This is a genomic window from Nocardia gamkensis NBRC 108242 (genome assembly GCF_001612985.1).
GTDB lineage: Bacteria > Actinomycetota > Actinomycetes > Mycobacteriales > Mycobacteriaceae > Nocardia > Nocardia gamkensis.
Map to the genome: position 1 here is coordinate 92,968 of NZ_BDBM01000029.1, position 20,956 is coordinate 113,923.

General features: G+C 68.8%; 18 protein-coding genes and 1 pseudogene. 6 read left to right on the forward strand and 13 right to left on the reverse strand.

Going from position 1 to position 20,956, the window contains the following annotated elements:
• Positions 1-29: 29 nt before the first annotated feature.
• Positions 30-1,187 carry a VWA domain-containing protein gene (locus tag NG1_RS22615; RefSeq protein ID WP_062973850.1) on the forward strand — a complete coding sequence of 386 codons (1,158 nt, stop codon included), beginning with the start codon at positions 30-32 and terminating at the stop codon, positions 1,185-1,187.
• Positions 1,188-1,443: 256 nt separating this feature from the next.
• Here NG1_RS22615 and NG1_RS22620 read toward each other — a convergent pair whose 3' ends face one another.
• From NG1_RS22620 to NG1_RS22655, 8 genes are all read right to left on the reverse strand, one after another.
• Positions 1,444-2,265 carry a phosphatase PAP2 family protein gene (locus tag NG1_RS22620; RefSeq protein WP_084499112.1) on the reverse strand — a complete coding sequence of 274 codons (822 nt, stop codon included), beginning with the start codon at positions 2,263-2,265 and terminating at the stop codon, positions 1,444-1,446.
• Between the two features lie 596 nt (positions 2,266-2,861).
• Positions 2,862-5,390, reverse strand: a complete 2,529-nt coding sequence (locus tag NG1_RS22630) for an ABC transporter permease (protein ID WP_062973853.1) — start codon at positions 5,388-5,390, stop codon at positions 2,862-2,864.
• A 34-nt stretch (positions 5,391-5,424) separates the two neighbouring features.
• A complete protein-coding gene (locus NG1_RS22635; RefSeq protein ID WP_062973856.1) occupies positions 5,425-6,201 on the reverse strand; it encodes an ABC transporter ATP-binding protein in 777 nt (258 codons plus the stop codon).
• A gap of 580 nt (positions 6,202-6,781) precedes the next feature.
• Positions 6,782-7,708, reverse strand: coding sequence for a hydroxymethylglutaryl-CoA lyase (locus NG1_RS22640; RefSeq protein WP_062973858.1), 927 nt, complete (start codon positions 7,706-7,708; stop codon positions 6,782-6,784).
• Positions 7,705-7,872 (reverse strand): hypothetical protein, encoded by a 168-nt coding sequence (locus tag NG1_RS36880; protein ID WP_157114177.1) that lies wholly within the window; start codon positions 7,870-7,872, stop codon positions 7,705-7,707. Before NG1_RS36880 ends, NG1_RS22640 begins: the two co-directional genes overlap by 4 nt.
• The gene (locus NG1_RS22645; RefSeq protein ID WP_062973860.1) at positions 7,869-9,089 is read right to left on the reverse strand and encodes a CaiB/BaiF CoA transferase family protein; all 1,221 of its coding nucleotides are present in this window, start codon (positions 9,087-9,089) and stop codon (positions 7,869-7,871) included. The genes NG1_RS36880 and NG1_RS22645 overlap by 4 nt, the downstream gene beginning before the upstream one ends.
• 366 nt (positions 9,090-9,455) lie before the next feature.
• Positions 9,456-10,385 (reverse strand): TauD/TfdA dioxygenase family protein, encoded by a 930-nt coding sequence (locus NG1_RS22650; RefSeq protein ID WP_062973862.1) that lies wholly within the window; start codon positions 10,383-10,385, stop codon positions 9,456-9,458.
• A gap of 368 nt (positions 10,386-10,753) precedes the next feature.
• Positions 10,754-11,524: a deoxyribonuclease IV gene (locus NG1_RS22655; protein WP_062973918.1), complete on the reverse strand. Its 771-nt coding sequence runs from the start codon at positions 11,522-11,524 to the stop codon at positions 10,754-10,756.
• 123 nt (positions 11,525-11,647) lie between these two features.
• Here NG1_RS22655 and NG1_RS39065 point away from each other — a divergent pair, with 123 nt between their 5' ends.
• The 3 genes and pseudogenes from NG1_RS39065 to NG1_RS22670 form a co-directional block, all read left to right on the forward strand.
• Positions 11,648-12,928: a serine/threonine-protein kinase gene (locus NG1_RS39065; RefSeq protein WP_309247319.1), complete on the forward strand. Its 1,281-nt coding sequence runs from the start codon at positions 11,648-11,650 to the stop codon at positions 12,926-12,928.
• Complete coding sequence (locus NG1_RS22665; RefSeq protein ID WP_062973864.1) at positions 12,912-14,741, forward strand: serine/threonine-protein kinase; 1,830 nt, start codon at positions 12,912-12,914, stop codon at positions 14,739-14,741. The genes NG1_RS39065 and NG1_RS22665 overlap by 17 nt, the downstream gene beginning before the upstream one ends.
• A 3-nt stretch (positions 14,742-14,744) precedes the next feature.
• Positions 14,745-15,137: pseudogene (locus NG1_RS22670) on the forward strand (serine/threonine-protein kinase); the annotation flags it as partial.
• Between the two features lie 8 nt (positions 15,138-15,145).
• Here NG1_RS22670 and NG1_RS22675 read toward each other — a convergent pair.
• Positions 15,146-15,976 (reverse strand): GNAT family N-acetyltransferase, encoded by an 831-nt coding sequence (locus tag NG1_RS22675; protein ID WP_062973868.1) that lies wholly within the window; start codon positions 15,974-15,976, stop codon positions 15,146-15,148.
• A gap of 89 nt (positions 15,977-16,065) precedes the next feature.
• Positions 16,066-16,290 carry a hypothetical protein gene (locus NG1_RS22680; protein WP_051175497.1) on the reverse strand — a complete coding sequence of 75 codons (225 nt, stop codon included), beginning with the start codon at positions 16,288-16,290 and terminating at the stop codon, positions 16,066-16,068.
• A gap of 348 nt (positions 16,291-16,638) precedes the next feature.
• On the opposite strand from NG1_RS22680, the gene NG1_RS22685 reads away from it, so the two are divergent.
• Positions 16,639-17,073 carry a hypothetical protein gene (locus NG1_RS22685; protein ID WP_062973870.1) on the forward strand — a complete coding sequence of 145 codons (435 nt, stop codon included), beginning with the start codon at positions 16,639-16,641 and terminating at the stop codon, positions 17,071-17,073.
• A 39-nt stretch (positions 17,074-17,112) separates the two neighbouring features.
• Here the strand turns inward: NG1_RS22685 and NG1_RS22690 are convergent, their stop codons facing one another.
• Both NG1_RS22690 and NG1_RS22695 read right to left on the reverse strand, forming a co-directional pair.
• Complete coding sequence (locus tag NG1_RS22690) at positions 17,113-18,237, reverse strand: acyl-CoA dehydrogenase family protein (protein WP_062973871.1); 1,125 nt, start codon at positions 18,235-18,237, stop codon at positions 17,113-17,115.
• Between the two features lie 9 nt (positions 18,238-18,246).
• Entirely contained in the window at positions 18,247-19,419 is a 1,173-nt protein-coding gene (locus NG1_RS22695) for an acyl-CoA dehydrogenase family protein (RefSeq protein ID WP_062973874.1), read from the reverse strand.
• A 204-nt stretch (positions 19,420-19,623) separates the two neighbouring features.
• Here NG1_RS22695 and NG1_RS22700 point away from each other — a divergent pair, with 204 nt between their 5' ends.
• Positions 19,624-20,313, forward strand: a complete 690-nt coding sequence (locus NG1_RS22700; protein ID WP_062973876.1) for a hypothetical protein — start codon at positions 19,624-19,626, stop codon at positions 20,311-20,313.
• Positions 20,314-20,415: 102 nt separating this feature from the next.
• On the opposite strand, the gene NG1_RS35850 is transcribed toward NG1_RS22700, so the two are convergent.
• Entirely contained in the window at positions 20,416-20,703 is a 288-nt protein-coding gene (locus NG1_RS35850; RefSeq protein WP_245659997.1) for a VOC family protein, read from the reverse strand.
• Between the last annotated feature and the right edge of the window lie 253 nt (positions 20,704-20,956).

Here is a 20,956-nt window from a genome sequence, read left to right on the forward strand (position 1 = left end):
GTCCTCACTCGGATCGGGGAGGACAGGGCATGACCGGCGAAGCACAGTCTCGGCGATGGCGATTGGTGCTCGGCGCGGCCGCCGAGGAAGGACTGGGCGGGCTGGGCTCCGGCACGGACGCGGCCATGGATCGGGCGCTGTCGGCGCTGTACAACACCGATGACGAGACCTCGCCCGGCAAGCGCACCGGCGGTTTGCATGGCTCGGCCCCGCGGGTGGCCCGCTGGCTCGGCGACATTCGCAGCTACTTCCCCGCCTCCGTCGTCGAGGTCATGCAGCGCGACGCCGTGGAACGGCTCGACCTCACCCAGTTGCTGCTGGAGCCGGAACTGCTCGAGGCGGTGGAGCCCGACGTGCACCTGGTCGGCACCTTGCTGAGCCTGAACCGGGTGATGCCCGAGACCACCAAGGCGACCGCGCGCATTGTGGTGGAGAAAGTGGTGCGGGAGATCGAGCAGCGCGTCGCGGCGCAGACCGTCGCCGCGGTCTCCGGTGCGCTGAACCGCGCTGCCCGCGTCACCCGGCCGAGATTGCGGGACATCGACTGGGATCGCACGATTCGCAAGAACCTCGCCACCTACCTGCCCGAGCATCGCACCGTGGTCCCCGAACGCCTGGTCGGCTACGGCCGCAAGTCCCAGGCGGTGCGGCGCGATGTGGTGCTGGCCATCGATCAGTCCGGTTCGATGGCCGCCAGCGTCGTGTACGCGTCGGTGTTCGGCGCGGTGCTCGCCTCGATGCGGTCGCTGCGCACCTCGATGGTGGTCTTCGACACCGAGATCGTCGATCTGACCGACAAACTCGACGACCCGGTGGAGGTGCTGTTCGGCACGCAACTGGGCGGCGGCACCGATATCAACCGGGCTCTCGCCTACTGTCGGTCCCTGGTAACCCGCCCGGCCGAGACGTTGTTCGTCCTGATCTCCGACCTCTACGAGGGAGGCATCCGCGACGAGATGCTGCGCCGCGTCCGCTCGATGCAGGAGTCCGGCGTGCAGGTGGTCGTGCTGCTCGCGCTGTCCGACGACGGCGCGCCCGCTTTCGATCACGACAACGCCGCGGCGCTCGCCGCGTTGGGCATTCCGGCGTTCGCCTGCACGCCCGACAAATTCCCGGAGCTACTGGCGCTGGCTCTCGATCGCGGCGACGTCCAGTCCTGGGCGAACGCCAACGCCGCCCACCACTGAATCGGCCCCCACACCGCGACGACGGTCAGGGAAACGGAGGGCGCGCAAGCCGCGGCCGGAACGCGTCAGCCCGGGTAACCCCCGGGGAATCCCCCCAGCAGGGAGAACACCTGGATCGCAAGCGAAGACAGCAGATTCATGATCGTCATCGGCTCCATGGCAACTCCTTGTCCGGGCGGGCGAACAGGACGGCTCCGCGATCGTACGCGCCGCGGCGGGCTTTTCCAGGCATCGCCGCCGGGCGTGTACGCAACCACTACGAGCGGGTCGCGACGGGTTTCTTCGAGACGGGACCCATCACGCCCCACGCGGTGGCCGCGGCGGGAACCATGAAGGGATGCAGGGCTGCGGACACCGCCAGCAACGCGACAGCGACCACGGTGTCCAGCCAGTAGTGGTTGGCGGTGCCCACCACCACGACCGTGGTCAGCACCGGATGGGCCAGCGCGAGCCAGCGCCACGACGTGCGAGTCGCGGCGACCACCGCCACTCCGAGCAGCAGCGCCCAGCCGACGTGCAGCGAAGGCATGGCCGCGAACTGATTGGACAGCCCGCCGGAATCGGCGTCGCCGTAGACGGATTGGCCGTACCGCGCGGCCAGATCGATGAAACCCTGATCGGGCAGCATGCGCGGCGGCGCGAGCGGGACCAGTATGTGCACCACGAGCGCGGCGCCGGTCAGCGCCACCATGAGGTTCCTGGTCCAGCGGTAGTGACCCGGGCGAAACACCCACAGCCACAGCAGGACCCCGACGGCTACGGTGAAATGCGCACTGGCGTAGTAGAAGTTGGCCGGAACGGCGAGGAACTCGCGGTCCAGGAACAACGCCTGAATCGTGCGCTCGTCCGGCAGGCCGAGCCGTCTTTCGAAGCCGAGCAGACCGTGCGCGTTGACCATGGCGCGCCCGGTGTCGTCGGCGGTGACCAGCCGTCCCGCGCGATAGCCGAGGTAGAGCACCGTGATGAGGACGAGCTGCCCGACCGCCTCGCCGCCGCGACCGCGAACCGCCGCCCGCACCCGTTCGACGACTCCGCCCGGCGCGAACTCCAGTCCGGCGCCGAAGTCCACCGCGACCATCGCGCGGCCTCCTTCCCCGTTGAATCAGGCCGTTTACCGAGAATTAAGTGGAGTGGTAACCTCCGTTTAACCTAACACTACGAAACCGACAACTTCAGCAAGATGTGACGGGACAGACACCGGGACGTCGAGGAACGAGTTCGCTTGCGAAACAAGTGAATTCGCGATACATGCCGCCCGCTCGAAGAGTGTCGGCAATGGCGTCACCGGGTATGCGGAGCTGTGCTGAAGCGAGCTATCGCCGTCCGATGCCCGCGCGAAGGGAACTGATCCCTGATGCCGTTACCGACGATCGCGGCGGAGTCCCGGATCGGCGGCGGTCCGGCCGATCGAGAATGTGATCGCCGAGGGACGAAGTCGTCTTCGGGAACACGGTCACCGTGGCACACCCCGGGCGAGTACCCGGACCTCCCACCGACCGGCCGATCCGTCACCGACAACGCGATGTTCCTCGTCCGCTTCGCCGACGGCCGTCGCCGAGAGATCTGGAAGCACGTCGACGTTTTCGCACAGATGCGACACAACTCGGCGGTAAACCGCCCCTGGGTCGGCAACCGCCGCGTGCGGCGCACGGTGGACGTGCGCCGCACTGGCTTTCAGAGGTCGGCGATGGCCGCCAGTGGCGGCGTGCGCGCGGCCCGCACCCCCGGCCAGAGGGCGGCCAGCACCCCGACGACCGCCGAACTGATCAGAACCAGCACCAGCTGACTCCACGGGATGGCGATCTGGTCGAGGCCGAACTCACGCAGCGTGCGCAGGAAACCGACGCCGAGCCCGAGCCCGAGCAGCATGCCGACGATCGCGCCGAACACGGCGATCAGCATCGACTCCAGGTAGATCGTCCTGCGCACCTGGGCGCGCTGCATACCGACCGCGCGCAGCATGCCGATCTCCCTGCGCCGCTCCACCACCGACAGCGCGAGCGTGTTGACGATGCCGAGGATCGCGATCACCACCGCCAAGGCGAGCAGGCCGTACAGGATGGCCAGCAGGGTGTTGATCTGCTTGCCCTGCGCGCCTTTGAACTCCTCGCGGTCCTGCACCTGCACCACCACGAACTGCTCGGTGGCCTTCTCCAGGTCGGCACGCATCTGGGTGAGGTTCGCGCCCGGCTGCGCCTTGATCAGCACCAGGAAGTTGGTCCGGAAGTTGAGCGGGACGACCTCGTCGTAGACCGTCTGCGACACCACCATCGGACCGAGCAGCGGGTTCTTCTTGTACACCCCGGTCACGGTGAGCGGCACCTTCTTGCCGTCCACACTGGTCGGGGTCACCTGGTCGCCGACCTTCCATCCCCGGTCACCGGCCTCGTCCTCCGACACCAGGACGTCCCTGGCGCCCAGAGTGTCACTGCCGCGCACGATCTCGTAGTTCAGCACGCCGGCCAGCGGACCGTCCGGCGAGGTGGCGAACACCTGCTCGTCGCCGAGCTTGAAGCCCGCGCCCCGCATCCCCACCGCTTGCTCCACGCCCGGCACCTCGGTGCGCACGGCGTCGGCCGCGCCGAACGGCACGCCGAGCAATTGCGGTCCCGCCAGCACGTAGTCGGCTCGCACACCCTTGTCGACCAGCACACCGACGCTGGCCTTCGCCGAGGCGCCCAGCATGCCGATCGCCGAGACGAGCATCAGTCCCAGGGTGAGCGCGAAGGCCGTGGCGGCGGTGCGGCGAGGATTGCGCGCCGCGTTGTTGCGCGCCATCCGGCCGATCGGCCCGAACGGACGCACCAGCGCTCCGAGCCCGCCGACCAGCGGACGCGACAGCGCGGGCGCGGCGAGCAGCACGGCGAAGATCAGCCCGAGCGCGCCGACACCGACCGTGGCGGCCGCCGTGCCGCCGGTGCGCTGCGCACCGAGCACGACGAACCCCGCGCCGAACACGGCGAGCACCGCGCCGCAGATCGTGCGCAGACGCAGCGACTCCCCCGCCGACGCGAACTCTTCGCGCATGGCCTGCACCGGCGGAATCCGCGATGCGCGGCGGGCGGGGGCGTAGGCGCTCACCATCGTCACCGCGAGACCGACCAGCAGCCCCACCGCGATGGTGCGCGGCCGCACCGCCATCGATCCGGTCGGCAAACCGAGGTCGAAAGCGTTGAGCACCGCCGACAATCCGAACGCCAGCCCGACGCCGCCGGCCAGGCCGATCGCACTGCCGATCAATCCGATGACGAACGCCTCCGCCACCACCGACGTGCCGACCTGCTGCCTGCTCGCGCCGACCGCGCGCAGCAGCGCCAGCTCCCGCAGTCGTTGCGCGACGATCATGGAGAACGTGTTGTAGATGATGAACGTGCCCACGATCAGCGCGATCGCGCCGAACGCGAGCAGGAAGTAGTTGATGAAGTTCAGCGCGTTGGAGATCTCCTTCTTCAGATCCGCACGCACCTGCTCGCCGTTCTGCACCTTGTAGCCGGTGAGCTCTTTCGCGAGATTGTCGCGCAGTTCGTCCCCGGGGATGCCGGTGGCCGCGAGGTCCACGTAGGCGACGTGCAGTCCGTCGGTGAACAGCTTGCGCGCCTGCGTGTCGTCGAACAGCACCCCGATGAAACCGCCGGTATCGGACGGGACTTCGTAGACACCGGTGAGCGTCACGTCGATGGGATCGGGCTGGGATGGGATGAGGATCTTGGTCCGATCACCGATCTTCAGCCCGGCCCGCTCGGCGCCGCCGGTGTTGAGCGCGACCTCGCCGGGGCGAGCGGGCGGGACGCCCTGCAAAAACTTCTCCGGCTCCGCGACGGCCTTCTCCGGCGGCAGGTACGACTTGCCGAAGGTAGGCGCACCGCCGGTCTGCACCGCTTTCTTGCCCGTCGGGTCGAGCAGCACCACCGGTCCGTTCACGCTGGGCGCGACCGTGCGTACGCCGGGGTACTTCACCAGCTCGTCCACCACGTTGTTCGGAACGCCCTGCGCTTGGCGCTCCTTCGGGCTCACCCGGACGTCGACGCCCTTCGCCTCGTTGGCGAAGATCCCGTCGAAAGTACTCTGCAACGTATCGGTGAACACGAACGAACCCGCGATGAACGCGGTGCCGAGCACCACCGACAACAGGGTCAACGCGAGACGCACCTTGTGCGCGGCGAGGTTGCGCAGCGCGACTTTGCGCATCGGACTTCCGGCCATCACGCCCGCCCCCGATTCTCCCGTGAACGCCCGCTCACGCCTGCTCCAGCGCTTTCATCCGGTCGAGCACGGTGTCGGCGGTCGGATCGCGCATCTCGTCGACGATGCGTCCGTCGGCCAGGAACACCACCCGGTCGGCGAATCCGGCGGCATGCGGTTCGTGGGTGACGATGACCACCGTCTGCCCGAACTCGTCCACCGCGGCGCGCAGGATCGACAGCACCTCCTCCGAGGCCCGGGAGTCCAGGTTGCCGGTCGGCTCGTCGCCGAAGATGATCTCCGGCTTGCCCGCGAGCGCACGGGCGCAGGCCACCCGCTGCTGCTGTCCGCCGGACAGCTCGCTGGGACGGTGGGTGAGCCGATCGTTCAGCCCCAGCCGCCGCAGCACGGTGTCCAGCCACTCCTGGTCGGGCTTGCGCCCCGCGATGTCCAGCGGCAACGTGATGTTCTCCAGCGCCGTCAGCGTCGGCACCAGGTTGAACGCCTGGAAGACGAAGCCGATCCGGTCCCGGCGCAGGCGCGTCATCTGCTTGTCGGACAGACTTGTCAGGTCGGTGTCGCCGATGCGGACGGTGCCCGAACTGGCGCTGTCCAGCCCCGCCAGACAGTGCATGAGGGTCGACTTGCCCGATCCGGACGGGCCCATGATCGCGGTGAACTCTCCCTTCGCGAACTCGGCCGATACTCCGTCCAATGCCCTGACCTGGGTGTCACCCGATCCGTAGACCTTGGTCAGTTCGATAGCGTGGGCCGCGACATCGGTCGATGCCGCCAGGTCGGCGATGTCGGCGCCCAAGGCTTGGGAAGTCATGCCGTCCAGTCTTACCGGCTTCGCGGCCCCACGCCATCAGGGAAGACCCTGTGTTGTTTTTCCAGCGCCTGCGGCGCTGGGTGTTCACGGCCCCCTTATGGCTCGCGTTTGCGCGACCGCCGCTTGCTCCTTCGTCGCGTACGCGACGGCCACGCAAACGCGAGCCGGGCCGCGAACGGAACATGCTCGGTCTCGCTTCGCTCGAAACCGGGAGCGGGCCCGGTGTTGTTGCGTCGAGGCGGATCCACACCACCTGGACTTCGCCGGCATCGTCTAGAAGCCGAGGACGGCCGCTTGCCGAATCGAGGCGAATACCTTCGCCGGTCGACCGTGCACCCGACCTCGACACCTAGTGCTCGAAACCGCCCCGGTCGAACCGTGCGGGTGATCCCAAGCAGCCCGAAACGTGGCAATTACCTGCGACTACCTGCAATACCTCGCATCGCCCTTGATCGGGACTGTCGCTGCCGAGTCCTCGTATGCATGTGCCAGTCGGTTGCAGCCGGGCAGGACGGCAGGGTTTGCCGTACTTCGTTCGCGAACGCTGTGCCGACCGGGCTCGAGAGCTGATCGGGCCCTGTCACTCCCGCTCCCCGCCGACCACCCACTCGAAGGCCGAGGCTTTCGAGCGGGCGCCTTCGAGGGCGCGCGAGCGGTTGGGTTCGCCGAGTTCGGCGAGTAGCTCCTCCGACATGTTCACCAACGCGGCCAGCGTGGCGGGGGTGAACCAGTCCGGTCTGGTGGCGAAGAGGATGTCCTCGGATGCGGTGTTGCCGCTCGCGCCGGGGGCGAAGGGGCAGCCGCCGAGCCCACCGAGCGCGCCGTCGACCATGTCCGCGCCGGCCGCGACGGCGGCGAGGGTGTTGGCCACGCCCATTCCCCAGGTGTCGTGACCGTGGAAGACCACGCGGCGCGGTGGCGTCCGGTCCCGGACCGCGGCGACCAGCGCGGCGACCTCGCCGGGATGGGCTTGACCGAGCGTGTCGGCCAGGACGATATCGTCCGCGCCCTCGGTGCGCGGGTCGCGGGCGATGGCCAGCACCCGCTCCGGATCGACCGGGCCGTCGAACGGGCACGTGAAGGCCGTCGCCAAGCAGAGCTGGATCGACCCGCCCGCCTCGCGGGCCAGGCGCACCGCGTCGGGCATGGCGGCGACGCTGTCGGCGGTGTCGCGCCCGATGTTCGCCCGGTTGTGCGCGTCGGAGACCGAGAAGCAGTATTGGAAATTGCGCACGCCCGCCGCGGCGGCCTTCTCGACATGGCGCGGCGTCGCCACCCACACCCAGCAGCGGCGCAGCTCCTCCGGCGTCAACGCGGCGACCAGTTCCATCGTGTTCGCCATCGGCGCGACCAGGTCCGGGCGCGCCATCGAGCCGATCTCCAGCGCGGGCACCCCGAGCGCGAGCAGGCGGCGCACGAGGTCCACCTTGCGCTGCACGGACAGCAGTTTGCCGGTCAGTTGCAGTCCGTCGCGCAAGGTGACGTCGCGCAGCACCGGCGCGGTCATCGCTGCTCCCGAGCCCGGTGGTGACCGCACATCACGCCGCCCCAGGGCTTCTCGCCCGCCCCGGTCGGATTCGGCTGGACGGCGGGCCTGCTGGTGCCCGGCGAGAGCAGCTCCCGCGCGCCGCGGCCCTTCGGACGCCTCCGGTCGTGCGACTGCGTGCTCATCGCGCCTCCAACGCGTCGATCTCGGCCTCGCTCAGGCCGAGCAGACCGGACAGCACCTCCCGGGTGTGCTCACCCAGGTCGGGGCCGACGGTCCGGATGGGCAGGGACTGATCGCCGATCACCGGGACGATGCCGGGAAAGCCGACGACCTTCGGCTCCGGCGCGCCGACATCCACGGCGAACGGCTGGATCATGTTGCGGGCCCGATACTGCTCGTCGGCCACGATGTCGGCCGCGGTGTAGATCGGGCCGCACGGGATCGCGGCGGCGTCGAGCAGTTTCAGCGCCTCTGCGCGGGTGTGCCGGACCGTCCACTCGCCGATCGCCGCGTCCAGCCGCTCGCGGTGGCGCCAACGGCCCGCGTTGTCCTGGAGTTCCGGGTCCGCGGCCAGATCGGGCCTATCGATGACCGCCATGTAGCGCTGGAAGATGGCGTCGCCGTTGCCGCCGATGATGATGCTGGTGCCGTCCGCGCACGGGTAGGCGTTGCTCGGCGCGATGCCCTCCATCCGCCCGCCGACGCGTTCACGCTGGATGCCGTAGGCGAGATAGTCCGGCACCAGCGACTCCATCACCGACAGGATCGCCTCGTTGAGCGCCACGTCGATCACCCGCTCCCGCAGCGGGACCGGCGCGTCCGGCTCGGCGCGGCGCTCGCGCTGGAACAGCGCCATCACGGTGCCGAACGCGGCGTAGATGCCCGCGATCGAGTCGCCGATCGAGACGCCGGTGCGCACGGGTGGACGATCCGGATCGCCCACCAGTTCACGCAGCCCGCCGACCGCCTCGGCCACCGCCGCGAACCCGGGACGCTCCGACAGCGGCCCGGTCTGCCCGTAGGCGGAGATCCTGGTGATCACCAGGTCCGGATTCGCCTCGTTCAGCACCTCGGGGCCAAGGCCCCACTTCTCCAGCATGCCGGGCCGGAAGTTCTCCAGCAGCACGTCGCAACGGCGGACCAGATCGAGCACGATCCCGCGCCCCGCCTCGGTGCGCAGGTCCAGCGTGATCGACTTCTTGTTGCGGTTGATCGTCCGGTAGAGCATCGAGGTGTCGCCGCCGTAGAGCCGCCAGTTGCGCAGCTCGTCGCCCGCTTTCGGGCGTTCCACCTTGATCACCTCGGCGCCGAAGTCACCGAGGATGCGCCCGGCGGTCGGCGCGGCTATGTAATTGCCGAGTTCCAGGACGCGCACCCCGTCCAGCGGCCGAATACTCATGGCAACCAGTATGGGCTGTGTTGGTTTTTGCAGCGCCTGCGGTGCTGCGTGTTCACCGCCCCGAGAAATCTCGCACCCGAGCAACCGAGACTCGCGACTACGTCGCATGCGCTTCGGTTACTCGGCCGCGAGACGGGCCGCGAACGGTGCCCGTAAGACTCGCACCCAGCGGGGCTGGGTTGGTCTCGGTCCTCTCTGAATGGTGGGGCAACACCCCTTCGTGGTGGCTTTATGACCGCCGCGCCAGCCGATCGCGTCCGCGCCTCGCAGTTCGGTCACTTATGGCGTTTCGTGGGCCCGACCACGCGAAGACACCGCATGGCCCCTCAACAGCCGGAAGATCCGGCAACCATGCGGGGTCCTCGCTCAGGATGCGAGCAGTTGCGTGTCCTCGATGATCGAGTAGTGCTCCGCGTTGCCCGAGATGGTGGTGCTCGTCGAGCCGTCGACGCCTACCGGGACGTCGCCGGCCAGGGTGATGCGGGTCAGCTTGCGCGGCTGGTCGTCGTAGTCGTCGATGGCGTAGTGCTGGGTGGCGCGGTTGTCCCAGATGGCGACGTCGCCCGGCGCCCAGTTCCAGCGGGCGGTGTTCTCCAGCCGGGTCACCCGGTCCTGGAACAGCCGGAACAGCGTGTGCGACTCCGTGCTGGACAGCCCGACGAAATGCTTGACGAAGTGGCCGAGCAGCAGCGCCCGCTCCCCGGTCTCGGGGTGCACGCGCACCACCGGGTGCTCGGTCTCGTAGTAGGTGGACTCGAACTCCGCCCGGTAGGCGGCCGTGTTGGGACGCGGCGTCTCCTCGACGCGGGCGTAGTCGTAGACGTTGGTGTGCACGGCGCGCAGGGATTCGGCGAGCCGCTTGAGCGGCTCCGGCAGCGACTCGTAGGCCGCGACGGTGGATGCCCAGGTGGTGGCGCCGCCGTAGGAGGGCAGCTGCACCGCGCGCAGGATGGACGCCTTCGGGATGCGGTCGACGAAGGTGACGTCGGTGTGCCAGCTGTTGGCCCGGCCGTGCTCGGAATCGATCGCCAGGCTCTTCACGCCGTGCGAGGTGACCGTCGGATGCGGCGTGGTCGGTGAGCCGAGCAGCTCGGCGAACTCGTACTGCGCGTCCTCGGTGAGGTGATCCTGCCCGCGGAAGAAGATCACCTTGTGCTCCAGCAGCGCGTGCCGGACGACCTCGACGGTGACCGGATCCAGATCGCCGCCGAGCCGGACGTTGTCGATGCGCGCGCCGATACGGGCGCCGAGCTTGGTCACCACGGCGGTGGATGGGGTGGCGGGTGCGACCGTCATGAGATCACCTTCGCTGTCGAGATCGGTTACTGCTCCCTAGAGCACATCACCGAGACAACCTCGCTGACCAGGGTTTTCGTCGCGCTGATCGCAAACAGGGCATCGCGAAACGAAGTCGCCCGACCCACAAACGCGGCGCACACCTCACACCGCTCAGCGCACGACCGAGCAAACGAATCCGCAGCGACCGAGCAGACCCAGCCTTGAGAGGTGCGAGTCTTACGAGCGCCGTTCGCGGCCCGTCTCGCGTTCGAGTGACCGAAGCGCATGCGACGTAGTCGCGAGTCTCGGTCGCTCGAACGCGAGACTTCCCGGGGCCGCGAACACGCAGCGCCGCAGGCGCTGCAAATCAGACACAGCGCTGCAAATCAGACACAGTGCTCGCGCAGGTACGCCAAGTCCTCCGCGAGGCCGTCCCCCGGGGTTTCCAGGACCACCGGCGCGCCTGCCGTCCGGCACACCTCGGCGAGCAGTTGCGGGTCGATCGTGCCGTCGGCGAAGTTGGCGTGACGGTCGGCGCCGGAGTCGAACTCGTCGCGCGAGGAGTTCAGGTGCACCAGGTCGATCCGCCCGGTGATCGCCTTGATCCGGTCGACGACGCCGATCAGTTCCTCACCGCCCGCCCAGGCGTGGCAGGTGTCCAGGCAGAAGCCCGCGCCGTAGTCGCCGACCGCGTCCCACAACCGGGCGATGGAATCGAAATGCCTGGCCATGGCGTGATTGCCGCCCGCGGTGTTCTCGATCAGGATCGGCACCGCGAATCCGCCCTTGTCCTGCTGGCGCTCGAACAGTTTGCGCCAGTTGTCGATCCCGGTCTCCAGTTCGGCGTCGGAACGCACGTGCCCGCCGTGCACCACCAGGCCGAACGCGCCGAGGTCGGCGGCCGCCTCCGCCTGCTGCGCCACCGCGTTGCGGGACGGCATGCGCAACCGGTTGTTCAGGCTCGCGACGTTGATCTGATAGGAGGAGTGCACCACCACCTCGATCGGGCTGGCGAGAATCTCCTCGGTCCGCGGATGCGGGGTGGGTTTGTCCCAGCTCTGCGGATCGACCACGAACATCTGGATGACGTCGGCGCCGAGTTCCTCCCCGAAGCCGATCGGGTCGCTGTCGAGCCGGACGTGTGCTCCAATGCGCATGCGGGCCACCATACTGGCAGCTACCGACGACAATCGAAGTTGCGCCGCGACTGTTGCATCCCCATGGCTCGCCGAGATACATGGGTAGTGTTCGCGCGCTCGACTCGAGAAGGGGGTGTAGCGGTGTTGCAGACCGGCGATGTCTTCGCGGGCTACGTCATCAAACGCGTCCTCGGCCGGGGCGGCATGGGCACGGTGTACCTGGCCCAGCACCCTCGGCTGCCCCGCCTGACGGCTCTGAAGCTGCTCGAACGGGAGCTCTACGCCGACACCGGCATCCGCCGCCGCTTCGAGCGCGAGGCCGATCTGGTCGCGGGCCTGGACCACCCGAACATCGTCACGGTGTTCGATCGCGGCGCCGAGCATCAGCAGCTGTGGATCTCCATGCAGTACGTGCCCGGCGCGGACGCCTCCTGCGCGGACGTCGACGTGCTCGCGCCCGGCCGCGCGGTGCAGATCGTCGCCGACACCGCCGCGGCACTGGATTTCGCCCATGCCAACCAGGTCCTGCACCGCGATGTGAAACCGGCCAACATCCTGCTGGCGAAAGCGCCGATCGGACAGCCGGAGCGGGTGCTGCTCACCGATTTCGGGATCGCGGGCATCCGTGGCGCGGAGTCCACGATCGGCTCGTCGGGCACGATCACCGCGACACTCGCCTTCGGCGCTCCGGAACAGCTGATCGGACAGCCGCTGGACGATCGCGCCGATCAGTACTCGCTGGCCTGCACATTGTTCTGGATGCTCACCGGCGCGCCGCCGTATCCCGGCGCCAACCCGGCGGCCGTGGTGAACAACCATCTGTACGCACCCATCCCGGTACCGAGCCGCGTGCGCCCCGCACTGCCGCCCGCACTGGATCCGGTGCTGGCTCGCGCGATGGCCAAGCGGCCCGCGGACCGATTCGCCAGTTGCGCCGAGTTCGCCGCCGCGGCGAAACATGCTCTCGGCGGACACCCCACCGGACACTGGACGGCGCCACCGCACGTCATCCACGGCGACGGGCGCGCGGCCGAGCCGACGCATCGCGCTGCCGCGCCGCCGCCGCGGCAGCGGCCGAGGCAGCCGGAAACCGCTCGGCCGCTGCCGAGTTTCCTGCCGCCGCGCCGTCCCGTTCATCCCGGCCTGATCGAGTTGCCGAACTTGCCCATGCGCCCGGGATCCGCGGTGCGACAGCACCGGCAACCTCCGGACCCCCGGCCACCGCCGGGCGGTCCGGCGCACGCCGATCGCACGGACGTCGCCGTGCTCGACGAGCGATTGGCGGCGCGCGACTACTGCTATGGTTTCGATGTTTTCCGTGGTCGGGCCCATTCCGGCCACGCATTCTTATGCTGTACGCCTGTTCGCCGGTGGGTCCCGGCGGGCGGCGGGAAGTGGAGCAGTCATGCTGGCCAGCGGTGACGTTTTCGCCGGCTATGTCATCGAGCGGCAACTCGGCCGTGGTGGCATGGGCTCGGTCTATCTGGCGAAACATCCGCGGCTGCCGCGGATGACAGCGCTGAAACTGCTGAATCGGGAGATGTGCTTCGACAAGGAGGTGCGGGCGCGGTTCGAACGGGAGGCGGATCTGGTCGCCCAGCTCGATCACCCGAACATCGTCACGGTCTACGACCGCGGGCTCGACGACGAGCAGCTGTGGATTTCGATGCAGTACGTCGACGGTATCGACGCCGCCTCGGTGGAACCGAAGTCGCTGCCACCCGAACGCGCGGTGCAGATCATCAAGGAGACCGCCGACGCGCTTGACTACGCGCACGGCAACGGGGTGCTGCATCGTGACGTGAAACCCGCCAACATCCTGCTGGCCCGCTCCACCGCCGGCCGCGGTGAGCGGGTGTATCTCACCGACTTCGGCATCGCGCGGCTGCGTGACGACACCGGTCATCTCACCCAGACCGGCACCTTCACCGCGACACTCGCCTACGCCTCCCCCGAGCAGCTCACCGGCGCCTCGCTCGACCACCGCTCCGACCAGTACTCGCTGGCCTGCTCGCTGTTCTGGTTGTTCACCGGCACCGGCCCGTTCTCCGCGACGAACCCCGCCGCGGTCATCCAGGGACATCTGCAAGGAGCGCCGCCCGCGCTGAGCGGCGTCCGGGCGGGATTGCCTTTCGCGCTGGACGGCGTCCTGGCCAGGGCGATGGCCAAGCGGCCCGACGACCGGTACGGCAGCTGCGCGGAATTCGCCGCGGCCGCCAAACAGGCGCTGACCGGTTCGAGCGCGCCGTCGATGCCGGTGGTGGGCGGTCCGCGTCCGGTCACCGGGCCGCCGCACCCGACCGCAGGGCCGCGTCCGACGACCGGGCCGCAGATCCCGACGACCGGCTCGCCGTACCCGGTGGCACAGGGTCACTACGTCAGCGGCCCTGGTCACCAGGTGCACACTCCGCAGACCAGCGGACCGAACGCGCTCGCCGCTTCGGCCGTACCAGCGACTCCGCCGCCCGCGCCGGTGGTGAATCCGCGGCCGCAGACCGGCCCCGCGCCGCAGCCGACGGCCACCAACCCCTACAGCCAGCAGCAATCCGGGTTCTCCGGCTTCGCCGCCCCACCGGCACCCCCGCACGGCGCGCACCTCCACCCGTCGGCTCCGCCGCCGCAGCAGCCGAAGAAGAACACCGGGCTGATCGTCGGTCTCGCGGTGGGCGTGGTCGTGCTGATCCTGGTGGTGCTCGGCATCATCGGCGCCGTCGCCGATTCGGGCTCGAACAACGCGGGCACCACGACCACGTCGGCGGTGAAGCCGAACCTCGTCGACGCGACACCGGAGTCGATCAGCGCGGAATTCCCGCGGATGGTGCCCGCCTCCCAGACCGAGGATGTCGGATACAACGGCGCGGAGTGCTGGCTGGCCTCACCGAGCTCGCCGCCCTCGCCGTCCAAGGGCGACCCGGATTTCGGCGACTGGGCCGCGCAGTGGCGCTGCTTCAAGGGCGGCAACAACGATGATCCGTACTACCGCATCTACGTCTACAAGACCCCGGCCGATGTCCAGGCGGTGCTGAAGACGCTGCCCTCGTCGGCCACCAAGTCCAGCGACACCAACGGCGGGAAGACCTACACCAATTACAAGTACGTCGACGAGGGCGCCAAGATGGTCACCGCGTTCACCGGCGACCCGGATCGGACCCAGTTCCTGATGTACACCGACGGCTTCGCCCACACCACCATCGATGAAGCGCTGCGCTGGTGGCGCTCGGCGCCGCTGAACTGACCGATGCTGCACACCGGCGAGGTCTTCGCGGGGTACACCATCGAACGCCTGCTCGGCCGGGGCGGGATGGGATCGGTGTACCTCGCCCGGCATCCGCGGCTGCCCCGGTTGACGGCGATGAAGCTGTTGAACCCGGAGCTGTTCGACGACAAGGAGATCCGCGCCCGCTTCGAGCGGGAGGCGGACCTCGTCGCGCGGCTCGACCACCCGAACATCGTCACGGTGTTCGACCGGGGCGTCGAGGGCGATCGGCTGTGGATCAGCATGCGCTATATCGACGGCACCGACGCCGCCGCGCTGGACGCGTGGACGCTGCCGTCGCAGCGGGCGGTGCAGATCATCGCCGAGACGGCTACGGCGCTGGACTTCGCGCACAGCCGCGGCGTGCGGAGACGCGGCTGGCGTTACTCGAAGACGTAGTGCGCGAACTCGTGGGTCGGGTGGAAGCCGATCGTCCGGTAGATCCGGTTGGCCGTGGCGTTGGCGATGTCGGCGAACAGGCAGACGTCCAGGCTCTCGGCGCGCAGCAGCTCGGCGACATGCGCGGTCAGCGCGCTGGCGTAACCGTGCCCGCGCGCGTCCGGCGGGGTGTAGACCGGCCCGATGCGCGACCAGCCCTGGATCGGAACGTGGTGCGCGGCCAGAGCGACCGGTTTCCCGTAGCGTTCCCACAGCCACCACCTGCCTGTGTCCACACGACGCCGAATCGCGGCCTCGTCCAGCCCGGACGCCATTCCGGACTCCTCGTGCATGGCCCTCAGCCAGTCCCCGCACAGCGCGACATCGGATTCCACGGCGCGGCGCGGCGCTCCGGCCGCGTCCGGAATCCGCAGCGCGCCGAGCCGGTACAGCCGGGTGAGGTAGGACTGGTGGAAGCCTTTCCCCAGCAGGGCACCCCAGTGCTGAGCGAAAGCGGTGGCGTCGGCGACGACGCCCTCCACACCCGCGCTCTCGGGGACGACGTCGGCCAGCGCGCGAGCCACCGCGGGAATGCCCTCGGGCGGTAGCTCGCCGAGATACACGTCGCGACCGGCTACGCGCATGGCGGCACCGACCACCGAGGCGTCCTCGCCACGGACGCAGAGAAATCGCGATACCTCGGCCGGGGCGTCGATGCCCATGACGTGGTTGGCGACGGTCGTGGTGAGCACCGTGTGCCGCAACGGATCGCGGAGCAGGAACGACCCCGCGACCGAGCGGAACTCGGCGGCGTCGGTGGTGATCTCGATCCTCATGGAAATCACGGTAGGCGCCTGAAGTGTTGCGCGCCTTGCTTTCTCGCGGCCGATCCGAGACCGGCGACCGGGCGACCGGCCGGTTCGCCTCAGTCGGCTTCGCCGCCACCCTCGCGCAGTTTGAGCAGAACCAGTCCCGCGGTGCACGCGAGAATGAGTCCGGCGACCGTGATTTCGACGTGCAGTCCGGCGATGCCGAGCACCGCCCCGACGAGTCCGCCGATGAAGATCAACCAGGCGAGCGTCCGTGACACAATCGTGGACAGCGTGCGCCCCTGCTGGTTCGACGCGGGATGCTGTGCCGTTGCCGACACCACATCCTCGGCGGCGCGGGATGAACCACGCCGCGACGCTGTCGAGTAAGCTCCCATCATCAACTCCTCGATGACGCCGGTAAGAGAACCACTATCACGTTCTCACACAACGTGTCTCTCATCCTGAAACCGGCGTCTCACGCGTAACTTTGCTCACACACGCTACGACTCCGGGACGCCGGAAGATAGCGACACGTGCCCACGACACGCCGAAGAGACCAATTCGATATCTGAATTAGTACCGTTTTATATGCGCCGAGCGGCGTATCCCCAGCGACCTCTCGCCTCGCCTGGCCGACGGGCCTCGATTAAGGTGAGTCCACTCGATACACACGAGGAGTGTCACCGTTGGAAAGCAGCAGGGCCAAGATCGCCGGTCCGGCGATCGCCGCGGGAGCGGTTTCCATCGGACTCGTCCTGATCGGCGCCTGTGGCGTCGGTAGACAGGACACCTACGTGCCGCCCCCGCCGCTGAAAGCGGGCGAGTACGCCGAGCCGGTGGTCCACGAAAGCACTACCGGCGGCTCGACGACCCCGAGGGTCGTCATCCCGCCATCCCCCACCTGGCGGATCGCGCCGGCCGATCAGAAGCACCCGACCCCGTTCGCGGGCTTCGTCAGCAGCACCACCGCCGAGCCGTCCTCACGTAATCCGCACGAGGACACCTCGCAGGCGGCAGCACCGGCCGACGAACCGAGGACGAGCACCGCGCGGACGCCCACGAACGAATCGACCGGCGAGGCGCCCACGCAACTGCGGACCACGCCGGGCGACGACGAGTGAGACGCGGTGGTGCGCAAGCACGCACCACCGCGGCACTCCTTACAGTTCCGGCTGCTCGTAGTCGCCGACCCGGGAGCTGAGCACGCGCAGGTGCTCCAGTCCGCTGCCGAGCGTGCGCTCGATCGCGGTCAGCCGGGCCACGTAGTGGCTCACCGGGTACTCCGCGGTGACGCCGATGCCACCGTGCATCTGGATCGCCTCCTGCCCGATGTGCCGGGCCGCGCGGCCGACCTGTAGCCGCGCGCGCGACGCGATCACCGGATCGTCGGCCCCGTCGGCCAGCGACGCCGTGGCGTACAGGCTCATGCTGCGCGCCAGCTCCAGCGAGACGTACATGTCGGCCGCCCGCTGCGTGAGCGTCTGGAACTTCGACAGCGTGACGCCGAACTGCTTGCGCTGCTTGAGGTACTCGGCGGTCAGCCGCAACGCCTCTTCCATCGCGCCGACCGACTCCGCGCACAGGCTCGCCTGCGCGTGCGTCAGCACGGACGCGATGGCCTCGGCCGCGTCCGCCCCGCCGAGCCGCTCGGCGGGCGCGTCGGTCAGCTCGAGCTGTGCCCCGCGCTGGCCGTCCACCGTGCGGTAGGACTTGCGGACCACACCGGTCGCGTCGGGCGCGACCAGGAACAGCCCCACACCGCCCTCGGGCAGCGCGGCGCTGACCACCAGCTCGTCGGCGCTGTCGCCGTGCGGGACGGGGTTCTTCACACCGGTCAGCGTGTACGAATCACGCTGCGCCGCGGCAGTGGTCGCCAGCTCGCTCGACGACCAGCGCACACCGGGCTCGGTGTGGGCGAACGCCAGCAGCTTCGTGCCCGACGCAACCTCGGGCAGGATCCGCTGACGCTGTTCGGCGCTGCCCACCGCGGCGACCAGCCCGCCGGGCACCAGCACCGCGTCCAGGATCGGTTCGGGGGCGAGCCTGCGGCCCACCTCCTCGAGCACCACCATCGTCTCCACGGGACCGGCGCCGACGCCACCGTCCTCCTCGGCGAAACTCAGGCCGAGCACGCCCAGTTCGGCGAACTGACGCCACACGTCGCGACTCCAGCCGAGTTCGGAGTCGACGACCTTCAGCCGTGACTCCGCGTCGTAGTTGCGGGCGAGCAGGTCACGGACCGTGTCGCGGAGCATGACCTGTTCATCGGTCAGATCGAAATCCATGGTGTCGCCTCACAATCCGAGGATCGTGGAGGCGATGATGGTGCGCTGCACCTCGCTGGAGCCTCCGTAGATGGTTGTCTTGCGGTAGTTCAGGTATGCGGGGCCGCTGCGCTGCGCCCACCCGGGCGAGGCGATGTCGTCCGCGCCCACCGGGATGGCATCCGGTCCCGCGATGTCGAGCAGCAGCTCGGTGGCGGCCTGCTGGAGTTCCGAACCGCGCAGCTTCAGCACCGACGAGGCCGGATTCGGCTTGCCGTCCGAGGAGTTGGAGACCACCCGAAGCTGGGTGAGTTCCAGCGCGAGCAGCTCGTTCTCCAATTCGGCGACCCGCGCCGCGAACACCGGGTCCTCCAGCAGCGTGCCGTTGCCCGACTTGGTCTTCGCCGCGTACTGCTTCGCCACGCCGATCTTGACCTTGGTGCGGCCGACACCGGTGATGCCGGTGCGCTCGTTGCCGAGCAGGAACTTGGCGTAGGTCCAGCCCTTGTTCTCCTCGCCGACCAGCTGATCGGCGGGCACCCGGACGTTCTCGAAGAACACTTCGTTCACTTCGTGCCCGCCGTCGATCAGCTTGATCGGGCGGATGGTGACACCGGGCGACTTCACGTCGAACAGCAGGAAGGAAATGCCCGCCTGCTTCTTCGCCGCGCTGGGGTCGGTGCGCACCAGGCAGAAGATCCAGTCCGCGTACTGGGCCAGCGTGGTCCAGATCTTCTGGCCGTTGACGATGTAGGAATCACCGTCGCGGACCGCGGTGGTGCGCAGCGAAGCCAGGTCGGAGCCCGCGTCCGGCTCGGAGAAGCCTTGGCACCACCAGATGTCCAGCGCCGCGGTGGGCGGCAGGAAACGCTCCTTCAGCTCCTGCGAGCCGAAGTGGGCGATCACCGGACCGACCATCTGCGCGTTGAACGTCAGCGGCTCCGGCACCGAGGCCAGCTGCATCTCGTCCTGCCAGATATGGCGCTGCATCGGCGTCCAGTCCTTGCCGCCCCAGGCCACGGGCCAGTTCGGCACCGCGAGGCCGTGGTCGTTGAGGATCTTGTGCGCGGTGACGATGTCGTCGCGGGACAGCTCACGGCCGTCCCGGACGCGCTCGCGGATGTCGGCCGGGATCTCGGTCCGATAGAACTTGCGCAGTTCGTCGCGGAAGGCGACGTCGTCGGGGGACAAGGATAGTTTCATACGCATCTCCCTGCGTGTCTCGTACGTCCGAGTCAAACCTACCCCTCGGTAATCCTCCGTTGTCGAGTGGATCACAGGAGCGGGCCGCCGGGGCCGGTCACCAGGCCGGATTCCCCGCCGCTCCCCGGGACGGCGATAGCGGCGAGCTGGTACGTTGCTGCACGTGGGTCGGGGTCCCACAGGCTTCGGTATCGAGGAGAACGAGTGAACGGCAGGACCATCGCACGCGCCGCGGCGGCCGCGGCATCCCTCGGCATCGGCGCGGTGCTGACGTTCTCCGCGCCGGCCGGCGCGGAGCAGAACCAGGCGCCGGTCGACTCCGGCCTGGCCCATCTGACCGAGATCGCGGGCGCCGACCCGTCCGCCCAGGAGGGCATCGCCGCGCTCACGCGATACGCCGGTTTGATCGACGCCGCGCACCTGCGTGAGGTCTCCAGCGTGTTCACGCCGTTCTCCTACGCCGCACCCACCTTCGGCTGCGGCAGCAACGGGCCGATCACCACGATCATCGCGGCCGCGACCACCGAGGGGACGGGAAACGGCCGGGACCTGAATGTCGCTCCCGGCGAACTGCGGTTCAGCGCGACACCGTCGCACTCCGGCGCCCCCCTGGCTTCCGGGCTCGTCGTCGCCTGGGTGAACGTGAACACCGGCGCCAGCGGCCTCGACCCGCTCGACGACGTGACCGAGTACCACCTGCCGACGCTGTCCAAGACGGTCGAGAGCGGACCGGGGACCGTACTCGCCTCGATGTGGGGCATCATCGACTACCCGTTCGCCCACTGCGTGATGACACCCACCGTCGGCCTGTTCACCGTCCCCGACTTCCCGGCTCCGCCGCCCGCGGCACCCCAGCCGGCACCGGCGGCCCCGCAGCCCGCGCCCGCTCCCTAGCCGGGACCGGCGCGGCGAACGCCGGTTTCGGCGAGACGCCCGCCGCACCGCGACGGGATGCCCGGAAATCGCTGACGCGTGAAGCGCGCGTGATGGTTTTCGTCAACTGCTCGAGTCGATTTCATGCTCCGGTGCCGACTCATGGAGCGGGGACATGAATTCGAGCCGGTTGCCCACACAGTCGAATGCGTAGAACCGACGAAATCCGGGGAATTCTTCGTCCCACGAGAGTTCGACGTCCGCTTCGGTCAATCTCTGGGCCAACTCGTCGAGACGTCCCACGAGAATGCCCGGATGAGCCTTGCGCGCAGGACGGAAATCCTGTTCGACGCCGAGGTGGATCTCGAGTCCGTCGCCACGAACCCACAAGCCGCCGCGAGCCGCGAGCACAGGAGGTTTCCGCACCTCCCGCAAGCCGAGTACCTCGACGTAGAACCGCCTGCATTCCGGCTCACTACCTGGCGGTATCGCCAGTTGGACGTGGTGTAGACCGAGGTGGAAGTCCGTCGACGTCGCCACGGAGTCATACGGGAGAACTGACATGCGTCCAGCCTTTCGTGTCACAGTCCTGCTTGCCCGAGTAACCGGATCCACGTGTCGCGCGCACCCGAGCAACTCGCGAGCGTCGAGTTCCTTCGATTAC